This is a genomic window from Streptomyces sp. NPDC001663, assembly GCF_042893105.1.
GTDB lineage: Bacteria > Actinomycetota > Actinomycetes > Streptomycetales > Streptomycetaceae > Streptomyces.
Genome location: NZ_JBIAUR010000008.1, coordinates 24,745 through 39,618 on the forward strand (window position 1 = coordinate 24,745; position 14,874 = coordinate 39,618).

Annotated in this window: 15 protein-coding genes; 6 read left to right on the forward strand and 9 right to left on the reverse strand. The window is 71.9% G+C overall.

Annotated features, from left to right (window positions below; genetic code table 11):
• Positions 1-146 precede the first annotated feature (146 nt).
• The 3 genes from ACFY1L_RS25270 to ACFY1L_RS25280 all read right to left on the reverse strand — a co-directional run bounded on the left by ACFY1L_RS25270 (position 147) and on the right by ACFY1L_RS25280 (position 2,114).
• Positions 147-935, reverse strand: coding sequence for an SAM-dependent methyltransferase (locus ACFY1L_RS25270; RefSeq protein ID WP_388828496.1), 789 nt, complete (start codon positions 933-935; stop codon positions 147-149).
• A gap of 63 nt (positions 936-998) precedes the next feature.
• Complete coding sequence (locus ACFY1L_RS25275; RefSeq protein ID WP_361255959.1) at positions 999-1,253, reverse strand: DUF397 domain-containing protein; 255 nt, start codon at positions 1,251-1,253, stop codon at positions 999-1,001.
• Positions 1,254-2,114, reverse strand: coding sequence for a helix-turn-helix transcriptional regulator (locus ACFY1L_RS25280; protein WP_388828500.1), 861 nt, complete (start codon positions 2,112-2,114; stop codon positions 1,254-1,256).
• Positions 2,115-2,333: 219 nt separating this feature from the next.
• Between ACFY1L_RS25280 and ACFY1L_RS25285 the strand changes: the two genes are divergently transcribed.
• The 3 genes from ACFY1L_RS25285 to ACFY1L_RS25295 all read left to right on the forward strand — a co-directional run bounded on the left by ACFY1L_RS25285 (position 2,334) and on the right by ACFY1L_RS25295 (position 5,557).
• The gene (locus ACFY1L_RS25285) at positions 2,334-2,969 is read left to right on the forward strand and encodes an ATP-binding protein (RefSeq protein ID WP_388828503.1); all 636 of its coding nucleotides are present in this window, start codon (positions 2,334-2,336) and stop codon (positions 2,967-2,969) included.
• Entirely contained in the window at positions 2,966-3,400 is a 435-nt protein-coding gene (locus tag ACFY1L_RS25290) for a hypothetical protein (RefSeq protein ID WP_388828506.1), read from the forward strand. Before ACFY1L_RS25285 ends, ACFY1L_RS25290 begins: the two co-directional genes overlap by 4 nt.
• A 300-nt stretch (positions 3,401-3,700) precedes the next feature.
• Entirely contained in the window at positions 3,701-5,557 is a 1,857-nt protein-coding gene (locus ACFY1L_RS25295; protein WP_388829837.1) for an ABC transporter ATP-binding protein, read from the forward strand.
• A 39-nt stretch (positions 5,558-5,596) separates the two neighbouring features.
• Here ACFY1L_RS25295 and ACFY1L_RS25300 read toward each other — a convergent pair whose 3' ends face one another.
• The 4 genes from ACFY1L_RS25300 to ACFY1L_RS25315 form a co-directional block, all read right to left on the reverse strand.
• Positions 5,597-5,782 (reverse strand): hypothetical protein, encoded by a 186-nt coding sequence (locus ACFY1L_RS25300; protein WP_388828509.1) that lies wholly within the window; start codon positions 5,780-5,782, stop codon positions 5,597-5,599.
• Positions 5,783-5,988: 206 nt separating this feature from the next.
• Positions 5,989-7,170 (reverse strand): cytochrome P450, encoded by a 1,182-nt coding sequence (locus ACFY1L_RS25305; RefSeq protein WP_388828512.1) that lies wholly within the window; start codon positions 7,168-7,170, stop codon positions 5,989-5,991.
• Between the two features lie 15 nt (positions 7,171-7,185).
• Entirely contained in the window at positions 7,186-7,401 is a 216-nt protein-coding gene (locus ACFY1L_RS25310; RefSeq protein ID WP_388828515.1) for a hypothetical protein, read from the reverse strand.
• Positions 7,402-7,517: 116 nt separating this feature from the next.
• Positions 7,518-8,885: an amidohydrolase gene (locus tag ACFY1L_RS25315; RefSeq protein ID WP_388828518.1), complete on the reverse strand. Its 1,368-nt coding sequence runs from the start codon at positions 8,883-8,885 to the stop codon at positions 7,518-7,520.
• A 126-nt stretch (positions 8,886-9,011) separates the two neighbouring features.
• On the opposite strand from ACFY1L_RS25315, the gene ACFY1L_RS25320 reads away from it, so the two are divergent.
• The gene (locus tag ACFY1L_RS25320) at positions 9,012-9,965 is read left to right on the forward strand and encodes an endonuclease/exonuclease/phosphatase family protein (RefSeq protein ID WP_388828521.1); all 954 of its coding nucleotides are present in this window, start codon (positions 9,012-9,014) and stop codon (positions 9,963-9,965) included.
• Between the two features lie 11 nt (positions 9,966-9,976).
• On the opposite strand, the gene ACFY1L_RS25325 is transcribed toward ACFY1L_RS25320, so the two are convergent.
• Entirely contained in the window at positions 9,977-10,750 is a 774-nt protein-coding gene (locus ACFY1L_RS25325) for a class I SAM-dependent methyltransferase (RefSeq protein WP_388828524.1), read from the reverse strand.
• A gap of 167 nt (positions 10,751-10,917) precedes the next feature.
• On the opposite strand from ACFY1L_RS25325, the gene ACFY1L_RS25330 reads away from it, so the two are divergent.
• Positions 10,918-12,123, forward strand: coding sequence for a sensor histidine kinase (locus ACFY1L_RS25330; protein WP_388828527.1), 1,206 nt, complete (start codon positions 10,918-10,920; stop codon positions 12,121-12,123).
• Positions 12,120-12,749, forward strand: a complete 630-nt coding sequence (locus ACFY1L_RS25335) for a response regulator (RefSeq protein ID WP_388828530.1) — start codon at positions 12,120-12,122, stop codon at positions 12,747-12,749. Before ACFY1L_RS25330 ends, ACFY1L_RS25335 begins: the two co-directional genes overlap by 4 nt.
• 82 nt (positions 12,750-12,831) lie before the next feature.
• Here the strand turns inward: ACFY1L_RS25335 and ACFY1L_RS25340 are convergent, their stop codons facing one another.
• Entirely contained in the window at positions 12,832-14,700 is a 1,869-nt protein-coding gene (locus ACFY1L_RS25340; protein ID WP_388828533.1) for an FUSC family protein, read from the reverse strand.
• Positions 14,701-14,874 lie beyond the last annotated feature (174 nt).

A 14,874-nucleotide genomic window follows, 5' to 3' on the forward strand; every position in this document is an offset into this window, starting at 1 on the left:
CGCGCCGAGGACCTGAGCGGGGCCCGGCTCGCCGAACCGCCCGAGCAGGTGGGCGGTTCCTGAACGTGGTCGCGCAGGCCTCCGGGCCGGTGTTCGTGGACTGGTCGACGCACCGCGCCGCATGTGGTCCTGGCTCTGAGACCGATCTACGGCTTCCGGGCCACAGCCCCGTAGCCCGGGATCACCCCGTCGTCCTGTCCGGGGACCGGCTCCCCCAGCTCGGGATGCCACAACTGCGGCACCTCGACGCCTGGTTCGACGAGTTCCAGGCCGTCGAAGAACCGGCTGAACTCCTCGCGGGAACGCAGCGCCAGCGTGACGCCGGCGGCCTTGAGCTTCTCGGTCGCCGCCTTGGACTCCTCGGGTGTGAAGTCGGCGGTGGCGTGGCTGGCCACCAGGTAGCTGCCGCTGGGCAGTTCGGACAGCAGCCGGCGGACCAGTTCGTGGGCGCCGTCCTCGTCGGAGACGAAGTGCAGCAGCGCGATGAGGGACAGGGCGACAGGACGACCGAGATCCAGGATCTTCCTGGCGCCTTCGAGGACGGCGTCCGGGTCGCGGACGTCGGCCTGCAGATACTCCGTCACGCCCTCGTCGGTGCCCCGCAGCAGGGCGGCGGCGTGGGCGAGCACGATCGGGTCGTTGTCGCAGTAGACGACCCGGGCGTCGGGCGCGATCTCCTGCGCGATCTGGTGGAGGTTCGGCTCGGTGGGTATGCCGGTGCCGACGTCGAGGAACTGCCGGACGCCCTCCTGGGCCAGCCAGCGGGTGGCCCGATGCATGAACGCCCGGTTGACTCGTGCCATCACCGGCACGCGCGGGTCGAGGGCGAGCATTTGCCTGCCCATCGCCTCGTCGACGGGATAGTTGTCCTTGCCGCCGAGGTACCAGTCGTACATCCGCGCGGGATGCGGCTTGCTGGTGTCGATCTCAACCATTAATCGGGTGCCTATCAATTCAGAACCAAACCAAGGGAGTTGAACGAGCGTCGGACCATCACGTCACGACAGCAGGAAGTCCGCCTCCCCCGCCTTGGCGCCCTCGATGAACGCGGTCATCTCGTCGGTGGTGTAGATCAGCGCCGGCCCGTCCGGGTCGGTGGACTGTCGGACGGCGATGCGGCCGTCGGCGAGCTTCATCGCCTCCAGGCAGTTTCCGCCGTTGCCCCCGCTCCACGGCTTGTGCCAGCCCTCGCTGCCCAACTCCCGCGCGGGCATGCCGTTGTAGACCTGTTTGCGCGGCTTGATGCGTTCCATTCACAGCTCCTTGCGGAGATCCCGGAGGATCTCCTTCGTGCGATGTGCCGTAGCGGCCTGCGCCGCCATGCGGTCCATGACCTCGAGGTGGGTCGCCACCTCGGCGCGCGCGTCCAGGTAGACGGCGCCGGTCAGGTACTCGCTGTAGACCATGTCCGGCAGTTCTGACATGGCAAATCGGAACAGCACGAAGGGCCCGTACGTGCCGGGGTGCGGCCCGTTGGCGAACGGCGCGACCTGCAGGGTCACGTTGGGCAGCTTCGTGGCCTCGAGCAGCCTGTCGATCTGGGCACGCATCACCTCCGGGCCGCCGACCGGGCGGCGCAGCGCTGTCTCGTCCATGACGGCCCAGAAGCGGGGCCCGTTCTGACGGGTGAGCAGTTCCTGGCGTTGTATGCGCAGGGCGACATGGCGCTCGATGTCCTCGGGACTGGTCTGGCCGACCGCGCCCGACAGCAGGACTCCGCGCGCGTAGTCCTCGGTCTGCAGCAGGCCGGGGACGAAGTGGGGGTCGTAGGAGCGGATGAGGGAGGCCGCGCCCTCCAGGCTGACGTACATGGAGAACCAGCCCGGCAGGATGTCGTGGAACCGCTGCCACCAGCCGGGCCTGTTGGCCTCCTCGGCCAGCCGCACGAAGTCCTCGGCCTCCTCCTCGCCGACTCCGTAGGACTTCAGGAGCAGTTGGAGGTACGGGATCTTGAAGGCGACCTCGGCCATCTCCATCCGGCGGACCGTGGCGGGGGCGACGCGGAGGATGCGGGCGGCCTCCTCGCGCTTGAGGCCGGCGCGCTCCCGCAGGTCCAGCAGACGGCGGCCGAGGACGACCTGACCGACCGTCGGCGCGGACCGCGGTTCGCTCACGCTCCACCTCCAACGAAGTCCACAAGCATGCTGACAGCCATACGGCGCCATTCGAAGACCTATTCGAAGATCTGTACGAGTCCGTACGGATCTCCGTTGATCCCAACTGGCGCCGCTCGACGTGCTGTTGCGAGCAGTGTGCCACGGCATTTCACCGCGTCACACAGCACTCTGCATTTTTCAGAGTGACACTTGCCAAGTGTTCACGGCGGGGCGATAGTGGCAAGCGTGATTCCGTCCGCGCCCTTAGGAACAGACGCTGTCGAAGGCCACCGCCATGGCCTCGGCGCAGCCGCGGGAGCAGGCCCCGACCAGGCCGCTGCCGAGCGCCGGTTCCGCTTCGAGCTGGCCGCACATCCGGGCTCTCCCGCGCAGGCCAGACGCCTGGCGAGGGCCCGGCTGGCCGTGTGGTCGGTGTGCGAGGACATCCGCGACACAGCGGCTCTGGTCGTCTCCGAGCTGGTCACCAACGCCCTCGTGCACACGGCGAGCAGCCGCATAGTCTGCGAGCTGCACGACAGCGAGGACCAGGTGCGCATAGCCGTGCGTGACGAGGGCTGCTCGCCGGGTGAGCCCCATCCGTCGCGGGCGCGGCCCGAGGAGGAGCACGGGAGGGGGTTGCTCCTCGTCGACGCGCTCTGTGACGCCTGGGGTGCCCACGAGCACGGCCCCGGTCTGCTGGTCTGGGCGCAGCTGCCGCGCAAGGCGGACACTCCGCGTCACGACTGCGGGCCCTGTAACGACCTGGGCTGGGGAGCCCGTCCGAAGCCCGGCCCTGCCGGTGGTTCGGGCGACGAGGACGAGGCGGAGGCCCGGCACGACTTCGCGGGTGACCGGGACGGGGGGCGGTCGTGAGGAGCGCGCCCGGCGGCCGGGTGCTGAACCTGGACACGCTGGCCCGCCTGCGGCGCGAGCTGCACTCACCGCGCACGGTCCGGCGGCTGCCCGTGCCCGAGGGCATGACGGCCCCGCTGGGCTGCGACGCGGTGGCGGTGCCCGCCCGCTTCGGCCCGCTGGTGCTGCCGCGGCTGCCGCGCGTGGGGTGCGTCTACGCCGACCGGGCGCACTGGTGGTGGCTCGTCCCGTCCGACTCCGACTACGCACTCGAGTGGCCGGCGCCCGCTCAGTACGCCGCCGGGGCGATTGTTCCGGACGCCCCGGCGGTCCCCGACCTCATCCACCGGCCGGCCGGCACCTTCCCGTACACCCCGCCCATCCCGCTGTATCTGGCACTGTGCCGGGTGACCGGGACGACGCCCTCGTGGTCGCGGCCCGTGGTTGCGTAGGCCCTTCGTGGTTGCGTAAACATCGCGCCGTTGCAGGCCCGGTCGCAAGGCGTACGCCCGCGCACTCACCCTGCTCCGACCTGCGCCCTGCCCCCGGGGAGCCCGCCCCGCGATAGTGGCCGTTCGTCGGCATGGAGACGTGCCGACGAGGCGATGCGGGGGCGTTGCGACGCGGATCGGGGGAGGCCGGCGGTGGGGAAATCGCGGGGCTGGGGTGGGCGGGAGAAGAAGGGCGACTCGGGCAGTCCCGAGGTCTCCGAGTCCGAGCAGCTGCTCTTCGGGGGGCCTCTGCGCTACGACATGGGCTGGAACCAGCACACGGACGCGTTCCTGGAGCTGAACTTCCGGGCCATGGTGACGCGGCTGCCGGCCCTGCTGGGGTCGAGTTTCCGGCTGGCCTGGCAGGCCGACCGGCGGGCGGCGCGGATCGTGCTGGCGGCCGAGGCGGGCCGGGGTGTGGCGCAGGCGGTGAGTCTGCTCGCCATGAACAGCGTGCTGGGGCGGCTGATCAGCGGCGGTTCGATCGGGGACCGGCTGCACGGTGCCGTACCGGTACTGGCCGCCTTGGCCGCCGTAGCCCTGGTCGGGGCGCTGCTGCGGGCCGCGTCGACGTATGCGACCGGGCGGCTCGAGCCCAAGGTGGAGCGGGTGGCGACCGAGCTGTATCTGGAGCGGGCGGCGGCCGTGGAACTGGCCGCGATCGAGGACCACGCCTTCCACAAGTTGCTGGACACCGCCCAGTACGGCGCCGGATCGGCGCGCCGGATGATCTCGTACGCCACGCGCGTGGTGAGCGCGCTGATCTCGCTCGTCGCGGCGGCGGGCGTGCTGACCGTGCTGCACCCGGTGCTGCTGCCGCTGCTGGCGACGATGACCCTGCCGACCGCGTGGAGCGCGCTGACGAACGCCCGGCGGCACTACGAGTCCTGGCACACCTGGGTGCAGCATGTGCGCGCGAGCCATCTGCTCAGCAGTCTGCTCACGGAACCGGACGCGGCTCCCGAGATCCGGGTGCACGGCGTCGGCCCCTTCCTGCTGCGGCACTACCGCGCCATGGCGGAGACGGCGGAGGCCGAGCAGGCCCGGCTGGCCCGGCTGGCGGCGCGCACCGGGGTGATCGCGTCGGCCTGGACGGGCCTCGCGACCGTGGCGACGTACGCGACACTCGCCGGGCTGCTGCTCGCCGGGGCGATGGCGCTGTCGGTGGCGGGTACGGCGGTGATCGCGATCCGGACGGGCTCGTCGAGCCTGGACAACCTGGTCGTGGCGGTCAACTCGCTCCACGAGGACGCCCTGTTCGTGGGCGACCTGCAGAAGCTGTACGTCGAGGCGGCCGAGCGGGCGATCCCGGTCGGCGGTGCGGCGCTGCCCGAGGACCCGAGGGAGATCCGCTTCGAGAACGTCACGTTCGGCTACCCGGGCGAGTCCGCGCGCCCGGCCCTGGACGACGTCACCCTCACCATTCCCCTCGGCCGGATCGTGGCGCTGGTCGGCGAGAACGGCTCCGGCAAGACGACCCTGGTCAAGTTGCTGGCGGGCCTGTACAAGCCGGACAGCGGCCGGATCCTGTGGGACGACGTGGACGCGACGACCGCCGACCGGTTCCAACTGGCCGAGCGGGTCGCGATGGTGGCCCAGGACTTCAAGCGCTGGCCCTTCACGGCCCGGGTCAATGTGGCGATCGGCCGCTCCTCCGCGCCCCTCACCGAGGAGCGCATGGGCGCCTCGCTCGCGGAGGCCGGCGCCGGGGACGTGGTGGCCGATCTGCCGCGTGGCCTGGACACCCTGCTGGCCCGCCAGTTCAGCGGCGGGCACGAGCTGTCCGGCGGTCAGTGGCAGCGGCTGGGCATCGCGCGGGCCGCCTACCGGCGGGGCCGGATCCTGGTGGTGGACGAGCCGACGGCGGCGCTGGACGCACGGGCCGAGCTGGAGGTCTTCGAGAAGATCCGCGCTCTGGCCTCGGCCGGTCAGACCGTCATCCTCATCACCCACCGGCTGGCGTCGGTGCGCCACGCGGACCTGGTGCACGTACTCGACCAGGGGCGCCTCGCGGAGACCGGCACCCCGGACGAGCTGCTGGCAAGCGGCGGCATCTATGCGGAGCTGTACTCGCTGCAGGCGGAGCAGTTCACGGCGCCGGTGCCGAAGGCAGGCTGAAGGGGAGTGAATGCCCGCCCCGAGGGCGGGCTCACATCGTCAGGCGACCGCGTCGGCGGTCATGTCGCTGCGGACGACCACCAGGAACGTGTCCGTCGCGAGGTCCATGACGACCTCGGCGGCCAGTCCTTCCAGTCGTCGCGCGTGCGCGAACTCCTCCGCCGGCCACGAGCCTCGCGGCCCACCTGCGGGAAAGCGTTCGAGCACTGTTCGCCCGTTCACCATCTCGCACCTCCAGAAAGCGTCGTCCTTGTAGGAGTTAACGCCTTCCGGGGGTCGAAAGCCTCGCTCAGTTGCGGGACTGAGACGTAGTTGACACTCGTTCAACGCGGAGCGTGAGGATCCGGTCACTTAGTGAAGATCCCTGCCACATTTCGACTACTTTCTGTTTCATTCCTCGTACTCGCCGTGATACCTGCACCTCTCGGCGTTCAGCGGGTCACTGCGTACGCCACCGGCAGCTCGATCAGGCCGCGGGCGCGCAGGGAGCGGCGTCGGCGCAGGTCTCCGTCCGCGAGGGTGAGTTCGGGGAAGCGTTCCAGGAGGGCGGCGACGGCGATCTCGGTCTCGGCGCGGGCCAGGGGTGCGCCCAGGCAGTAGTGGATGCCGTGGCCGAGCGCGAGGTGGCCGGAGGCATCGCGGGTGATGTCGAGGCGGTCGGGGTCGGGGAAGCGGGCCGGGTCCCGGTGGGCGGCGCCCGGGGACACCCAGACCGTCTCGCCGGCGGGGACGGTGACGCCGCCGATGGTCACGTCCTCGACGGGGAAGCGGCGGATCGCGAGCAGGGCGGGACCTTCGTAGCGGAGGAACTCCTCCACGGCGGCGGGGAGTTGCGTCATGTCCTTGCGCAGGGCGGCCAGTTGCTCGGGGTGCTGGAGCAGGGCGAGCACGGCGTTGCCGATGAGCTGGACGGTGTTCTCGTACCCGGCGAAGAGGATGAGGAAGGCCAGCGACATCAGCTCGTCCTCGCTGAGCCGGTCGCCCTCCTCGTGCACCGCGATCAGGTCGGAGAGCAGGTCGTCGGCGGGTTCCCGGCGCTTGTCCGCGAGGAGCCGGGTGAAGTAGCCGAGCATGGCCACGACCGCCTCCTTGGCGGCCTCGGGCGGTGCCGCCGGGTCCGGGGCGACGAGGGTGTCGGTCCAGACGCGGAAGTCCATGCGGTGCCGGTCCGGGATGCCGAGCAGGTCGCAGATGACGGTGATGGGCAGGGGCGCGGCGTAGGCGGCGACCAGGTCGGCGGTGCCGCGCGGGCCGAGGGCGTCGAGGAGTTGGTCGGCGGTGCGGCGGATGGGTGCGCGCAGCTGCTGGATCCTGCGCGAGGTGAAGGCCCGGCCGACCAGGCGGCGGATACGGGTGTGGTCGGGCGGGTCCATGTTGAGGAGGTTGGCGTCGAGCGCGGGCGGCAGGGAGAAGCCCTTGTAGGTGCCCGCCGTGGCATGCCGCTTGTCCAGGGAGAGCCGCGGGTCGGCAAGGGCCGCACGGACGTCGTCGTAGCGGGTGACCAGCCAGGCGGGGGTGCCGTCGGGTCCGCTGATGCGGTGCACGGGCGCGGTGTCGCGCAGGCGCCGGTACACGTCGTACGGGTGGTCGAGGAGGCCGTCGGCGGGATCCATGGGGTCAGCCTAGGGTCACGGGGTGCCCGACTGGGTTATGCCTTGGGCGAGTTGACCGACGACGTCGAGAACTCCTCGTCCGAAGGCGGTGGGGGCGATCAGTATGCCGAAGACCAGCACGATGGCCACGGTCAGCTTCTCGTCGTTCCGGCTGCGGGCCTGAGTACGGCGCCCCAGCCGCAGGACGATGATCACAGCGAGCAGCACCGCGACATCGATCGTCAGCTCCACCGGCCGGCCTCCCGTCGAACGAGTACGTCCCGGCCTTCATGTGTAGCGTGAAACCACTTAGCGCAATGACCCGGTTACCCGGGGTTGGCGGCAAATTGCTTCTCGCGGGCTGGATTTCAGGTCTTGTAATCCTGGATGCGTCGACCATGGCTCCGGTCCAGCAGCGCCGGCATCCGCTCCCCCAACTCCCGTACCACCGCCGGGACATCGAGGGTGAGCAGCTCCCGGTCCCGCATCAGTACCCGCCCGTCGACGATCGTCGTCCGTACGTCGGAGGAGCGGGCGCTGTGGACCAGGGTCGCGGCGAGGTCGTGGACGGGCTGGGTGTGCGGGCCCGTGAGGTCGACGAGGATGATGTCCGCGCGGCGGCCGGGCCGGAGGGCACCGAGGGCGTCGCCGAGGCCGACCGCCCGGGCGCTCTGCAGGGTTGCATGGTGCAGGGCTTGACGGGACGTCAGCCAGCGGGGGTCGCCCGTGGTGGACTTCTGGATGAGGGCGGTGAGCGCCATCGACTCCCATACGTCGAGGGAGTTGTTGGAGGCGGCGCCGTCCGTGGCGAGGCCGACGGGGACGCCGATGTCGTACAGCGCGCGGACCGGCGTGGTCGTGGGCCAGGCGAACTTGAGGTAGCCGCGGGGCGCGGTGGCGACGGCCACGCGGCCTGAGGCGTTCTCGAGAACGGGCAGGTCGCGCTCGACGATGCCGGTGCCGTGGGCGATGAGGACGTCGGTGTCGAGGATGCCGGTGCGCTGCAGTACCTCGATCGGGGTGACGCCGTGGCGGTCGAGGCCGGCTTCGGTCTGGTCGAGGTTCTCGGCGGCGTGGATGTGGACGGCCAGGCCGTGTTCGCGGGCGAGTTCGGCGGTGGCGCTGAGGTCGGCGTCGTCGACGGTGTAGGGCGCGTGCGGGGCGAGGGCGGTGGTGATGCGGCCGTCGGCGCCGTCCCGGTGTCGTAGCGCGAACTCCAGTGATTTCTCCCGGCCTTGAGGGCCCTGGGAGGAGAAGTACGCCTCGCCCAGGTGGGCTCGCAGCCCGCACTCCTCGACCACAGCGGCGACCGCGTCCATGGCGAAGTAGTGGTCGGCGAAGCAGGTGACGCCGCCGCGGATCATCTCGGCGCAGGCCAGTCGCGCGCCCAACTCCACGTCTTTTTCCGTGAGGTTGGACTCGATGGGCCAGACGACGTCGTTGAACCACTCCTCGGTGGGCAGGTCCTCGGCGACGCCGCGCAGCGCGACCATCGGCGCGTGCGTGTGACAGTTGATCAGGCCGGGCATCGCGACCTGGCCGCGGGCGTCGATGCGCTCGGCCGCGGCCAGGTCCGCGACCGCGGCGGCGGCCGTCACCGACTCGACGACCCCGTTCCGTACGACGACGGCCGCGTCCTCCTCGAAGCCGATCCGTTCTTGATCGTCGTGCACGAGGACGGTGCATCCGGTGATGATGAGATCGGCGGGGATGTGATCGGCGGGAGAGTCCGTCATCCCGCCAACGTACGACGCGGTCGTCGGGTCGCGTGCCCCGAACCGCGCATCCTGTCGCGGAATTGGCCGGGCGGGAGCACCCTGGGCTCACTCGGCTCGCGCTACGGCTCTGGAAAGGGGCCCGGCATGCTCCTCGGCACCTGGAACCTGGAGAATCTGTACCGGCCCGGCGGCCCCTTCGGGCCCAAGGACAAGGCCGCCTACGAGACGAAGCTCGCCGCTCTCGCCGCCGTGATCACGGAGCTCGATCCGACGCTGCTCGGTGTGCAGGAGGTCGGGGAGCCCGAGGCGCTGGACGACCTGGTCGGCATGCTGGACGGCGACTGGCACGTGGCGCTGTCCGGCCACCCGGACGGCCGGGGCATCCGGGTCGGCTTCCTCAGCCGGGTACCGGTGGAGGTGCTGGCCGACACTAACGCGTTCCCGGCGAGGCTGCGGCCCGTGCAGGAGGACGACTCCGGTGTCGAGGTGTCGGCGTCCGGACGCGGCTTCCTGGCGGTCGAGGTCGCGGCGGACGCCGGCCCGCTGCGGGTGGCCGTGGCCCACCTGAAGTCGAAGCTCCTGTCGTATCCGGGCGGCCGTTTCTTCCCCCACGACGAGGGCGAGCGGGCCCGCTACGGCGCCTACGCCCTCTACCGGCGGGCCGCCGAGGCGACGACCCTGCGCGCGCTGGCCGACGAGCTGCTGGCCGGGGACGGACGCGAACGGGACGTGGCCGTGCTGGGCGACCTGAACGACGAGGTACAGGCCGCGACCACGCAGATCCTGCTCGGTCCGCCGGGCTCCGAGATCGGCACGCCGGGCTACGACAGACCGGACAAGGGCGACGCCGAGCGGCTGTGGGACGTGGCCCCGCTGATCCCCGCCGAGCAGCGCTACTCCCGCATCAACTCCGGGCGCCGGGAGCTGATCGACCACGTCCTGGTGAGCCACCGCCTGGTCCGCCGGGTTACGGCCGCGGGGACGGGGCTGCCGGGCGACGGGACCCTGCGGCTGCCGTCGGTGGGGCAGGATCCGGACGAGCGGCGGGGCGCGCCGGGGTCGGACCATGCGCCGGTGTGGGTGCGGGTGGGGCCGTAGGCAGCGGGCTCTCAGGGTGCGGTGACCCGGATCTTGGACTGGCCGTGCGGGAGCTCCTCCCAGTCGTCCATGAACCGGGCCCGCAGCCCGTACGTCTCGGCCAGCGCCACGAGGGTCTCGGTGCGGTAGTAGAAGTCCTCCCGCAGCACATGGTGTTCCTCGCCCTCGGTCCGGTCGAAGGTGAAGTCGAACCAGCCGCCCGGTGCGAGCACCCGGCCGACGCCTGCCAGGCACTCCTCGATGACGGGCAGCGGGGAGTGCGAGAAGACGCTGTGTGCGTGTACGACGTCGAAGTGCGCGTCGGGCAGGAAGCGCAGCGTCAGGTCGCGTACGGGAGTCAGCGTGGGGAGCCGTCTCTCCAGGCCCATGTCGACGACGGTGTCCTGCGCGGCGAAGAGGATGTCCGGCGAGATGTCGATGCCGTAGTAGTGGCCGGGCTCCAGGTGACGGATGAACCGCCAGCCGCCGCGCAGGTTGCCGCAGCCGATCTCCAGCATGCGGTGCCCGGGCTTCAGCCCGTGGCCCACGAGGTAGTCGAACTGCATCGCGCCGAGCGCCAGCCAGCGCTCCCGGTTGCGGCTGCCGACCGCCGCGTCCGGGTCGGCGCGGGTGTCGGAGCGCATCACGGCGCGGTAGTAGGAGACGTGGTCCCGGTGGCGGCGGCTCAGCCACATGTCGCGGGCGGCGCGGGCGAGATGACGGGGCACGCGGTCGGGGTGGCGCAGGGCGTAGGCGATGCGGTGGGTGAGGGCGGAGCGGTCGGCGGTGAGGTTCTTGGCGGGCATGGTTCCCGGCCCTTCCGAGGCGGTGTTGTGGGTACTGCTGCCAGCCTCGGTGCGGGAACGCGGTGTCCGGCTCGGCCGATGGGCGCCGCTCACCGCACGGTTCGGGCGATCGCGATGTCAGCCGATCGGTTGATGCGATGCGATCGCGGCCGCGTTAGACACGGAGCATGGACAACACCACCGATCCGGACGAGCGCCGGCTGACCGCGGTCGTGCACGCCGCGTTCTTCCTGCTGCTGTGCTCCTCGTTCGTCCGCTATCTCTCCCGCGACCAGGGCGGTGCGCGGGCCGGATGGGTGGTGGCGTTGTTCGCGGCCTTCGCGGTGCTCTACGTGCTCGGCCACTTCCTCGCCCCGCCCCCGCACGCCGGAACCCCGCCCACCACACGCCATCTGACCTGGCTGGCCTCGGTGTCCGCGGTCTGGGCCGCGCTGCTGGCCCTCGCGCCGAGCGCGACCTGGTGTGCGATGCCGCTGCTGTTCGCCGGCCTGTACGCGCTGCCGCCGAGGATCGCGGTGCCGCTGGCCGCCGTACTCACCGCACTGGTCGTGATCTCCGAAGTACGGGTGGCGGACGGCCCGTTGAACCCGAACATGGTCGTGGCCCCGGTCGCCGTGGCCGCGGTCGCCACCGCCGTCTTCGTCCATCTGCAGCGCCAGGCGACCCGGCAGCGCGCACTGATCGACGACCTGGTCCGCACCCGCCGCGACCTCGCGGCGACCGAACGGCGGGCCGGTGTGCTGGCGGAACGGCAGCGGTTGTCGACGGAGATCCACGACACGCTCGCGCAGAGCCTGTCCAGTCAGCAAATGCTGTTGCAGGCCGCCGAGCGTGTGTGGGAGACCGACCCGGAGGCGGCCCGCGCACACATCCGCAAGGCGGCCGGGATCACCTCCCGAAGCCTCACCGAGGCCCGCCGTTTCGTCCACGACCTGGCCCCGGCCGACCTCGCGGAGCAGTCGCTGCCCGCGGCGCTCAGCGCGCTCGCCGAGCGGGAGAGCGGGCCGGGCCTGACGGTCGACTTCCGGCTCGACGGCGACCCTGGCCGGCTCCCGGAGCGGCTCGAGGCAGCCCTCCTGCGCATCGCCCAGGGCGCGCTGGCCAACGTACGCGAACATGCGGCGGCGACCCGGGCCGCATTGACGCTGACCTGCCTGGAGGACCAGATCTCGCTGGACGTCGCCGACAACGGCCGCGGCTTCGACACGACCGCGCTCCCGACGGAACCGGACCGGACGCGCGGCCACGGGCTGCCGGCCATGCGCATCCGGGCCCGGCAGTCGGGCGGTGCGCTCACGGTGGAGTCGACGCCGGGCGAGGGCACGGTCGTGTCGGCCGCCATCCCACTGGCTGTGCGGGAGGCGGTCTCATGAGTACGCCCGTACGTCTGCTGTTGTGCGACGACCACGCGGTGGTCCGCGCCGGACTGCGTGCATTGCTGTCGAGCGCCGACGGCATCGAGGTGGTCGGCGAGGCGGGCAGCGGCGAGGAGGCACTCGCGACGGCCGCAAGCCTGCGCCCCGACGTGGTGCTGATGGACCTCCAGCTCGGCGAGGGCATGGACGGCGTTACGGCGACCAGGAAGTTGACCGCCGCTGAACCGGCCCCGCGCGTCCTGGTGTTGACGATGTTCGACACCGACGCCGACATCACCCGCGCCATCGAGGCGGGCGCCACGGGGTACCTGCTGAAGGCGGAACGCCCGGACGAGCTCTTCGCGGCGATCCGCAGCGCCGCGTCGGGCCGTACGGCGTTGTCGGCGCCCGTGGCCGATCGCCTGCTGGCCCAGATGCGCAGCCCACGCCCGGCGTTGTCCGACCGCGAGCACGAGATCCTCGGCCAACTCGCCCGCGGCCTGGGCAACCGGGAGATCGCCCGGGCGCTGTTCATCAGCGAGGCGACGGTGAAGACCCATCTCGGGCGAATCTACGGGAAGTTGGGGGTGGAGACGCGGGCGGGGGCGGTGGCTGTGGCCAAGGAGCGGCGGTTGTTGCGGTGAGGGGGCGGTGCGGGGGCGGTGCAGTGCTATGTCACATTGCACTGGATGTGCCATATGACACTGCACTCCACCGAACCACGCGCTATACGGCCAAGGGCAACTCAGGCAGACGCAGCCCCGTCCGCTCGCGGTCCCTCGCCAACTCGTCCAGCAGCTCGGCCAGTTGCTCCCTGTCCCCGGTCGAGAGGTGGCCCGAGTCGTCGAGGTGCACGGCGCAGGCGGTGGTCGCGTCCACGAGCCGTTCCAGGGTGTCCACGACCTCGTCGGCGCCCTCGGAGTGCCGGGCGAGCGCGGGGAGTTCGGCGGCGGCGAGAGCGATGGCGGTACGGGCCTCCGCGAGCGTGCGGTAGGCCTCGCGGCGCAGGGTCCAGCGGGTGGCGCGGGAGTCGGGGGCGGCCATCGGGGCGCGGGATTCACGCAGGACGTGGGCGAGGTAGGCGTGCGCGGCGCTCCCCGCGGCGGTCAGCCGGGCCCGGACTCCCCCGGCCCGCTGCCCCGGCATCGGCAGATGCCCGACGATGAGCACGATCGCGCAGGCGAGCAGCGTCTCGCCGATCCGGCCGGCGGAGGCCTGCGGCTCCCCGCCCACCATCACCAGCGCCAGGACGAGCACGGTGACGACCGCTGTCTGGGCCGCGAAGTGCCGCGTGGCGACGGGGATCAGGGCCCCGCTGACGGCGACGAGCGCGATGAGCCCTTCGGGCCGGGGCAGTACGGCGGCGAAACCGGCGAAGGCGACAGCCCCCAGAACGGTGCCCGCCGCGCGGTTCAACACCCTGGACGCGAGCGGCCCGAGGTCGGGCTTGACCAGGAAGACGGCGGTGGCGGGCAGCCAGTACCAGTGCTCGTGCTGTCCGTACCAGCGGGCGTGGTGCAGGGCCTGGGCCACGGCCGCGCTGGCCCCGAAGCACAGGGCGACGCGGAGGCCGTACTCCCGTCCGCCGACTCCGAAGGCGATGCGGAAGAGGGTCTTCGCCGTACGCCTCCGCGTGTGCAGGTCACCGCCCTTCCCCTGGTCGAAGGCCTCGGCGGCACGCAGCAGGGCGTCGTCGAGGGCGCGCAGGGCGGGCGCGGAACGGTTGGGTGCCGGCAGCGGCCCGGTGTGCGTGTTCTCCCGTACGGCGGCAGCGAGCCGCCGGGGCCCCTCGGCCGCCCGCTCGGTCACGGCCTCCCCGGCCCACGCGAGCGCGGTCGCGGCCTCGGCGAGCGGCAACGCGGCGGCGTACTGCGCGTGCAGCCGCCGCTCGGCGGAGGAGGAGGCGTACCGCCGCAGCCGGGGCCCGGCGAGGGCGTCCTGCGCATGGTCGAGCGCGGCGGTGAGCGCGGCACGGCGGGCGGTGCCCTCGTCCGACCCGGCCGCGTCGAGAAGGTCGGCGATGGCGTCGTAGACCGCCGCCACGGCGTCCCGTTCCCCGTCGAACCGGAAGTCCCCGACGGTGCCGCCGGGGGTGGGCAGCACGAGCCGGAGCGCCAGCAGCCATCCGGCGCCCGCGAGGAAGGCGAGGGCGCGCAGCCAGCCCGCCTCCGGGACCGGCATCCCGGCCCCGATGGCGGAGGCGACTAGCAACTGCGTACCGGCACCGGAGGCGACGGGACCGACAGCACTGATACCGCCGGCGAAGAGCCCGACGCCAGTGAGGAGGAAGGTCAGCGCAACGGCCCCGAGATGTTCACCGGCATACGTCCCGACGAGCATCCCGCCGGCCCCCGCGAGCGCGGGCACCCCGAGCCGTCTGACGGCCGCCCGCCGGCTGCCGGGCCGGTCGTTGATCCCGGCGAGCATGGCGGCGATGGCGGCCACAACGCCCAGTGACGTGCGGTCGAGGAGGACGGCGGCCAGGAGGAGAGGGCCGGCGGCGAGGGCTCCGCGGACGACCGCGCTCCAGGGGACGGGGCCGCGCTGGGCGCGGAGGGCGTGGGCGAGCCAGGGAGGTAGGGCGGGGCGGGACACGGGGCTCCTGTCGTCTCGACGAGGGCGGGGGTGAGCCTTCGGGCGACGGTGGCCGGGCTGTGGGCTGGTGTGGTGCCCACGGTAGATCGCGTACTTGGAGGGATTGGGACGCTCGTATTTCCGCGATGTGACAATCGAAGGGAAAGGCGCGTTCTTTATGAACGCAATCCCGGT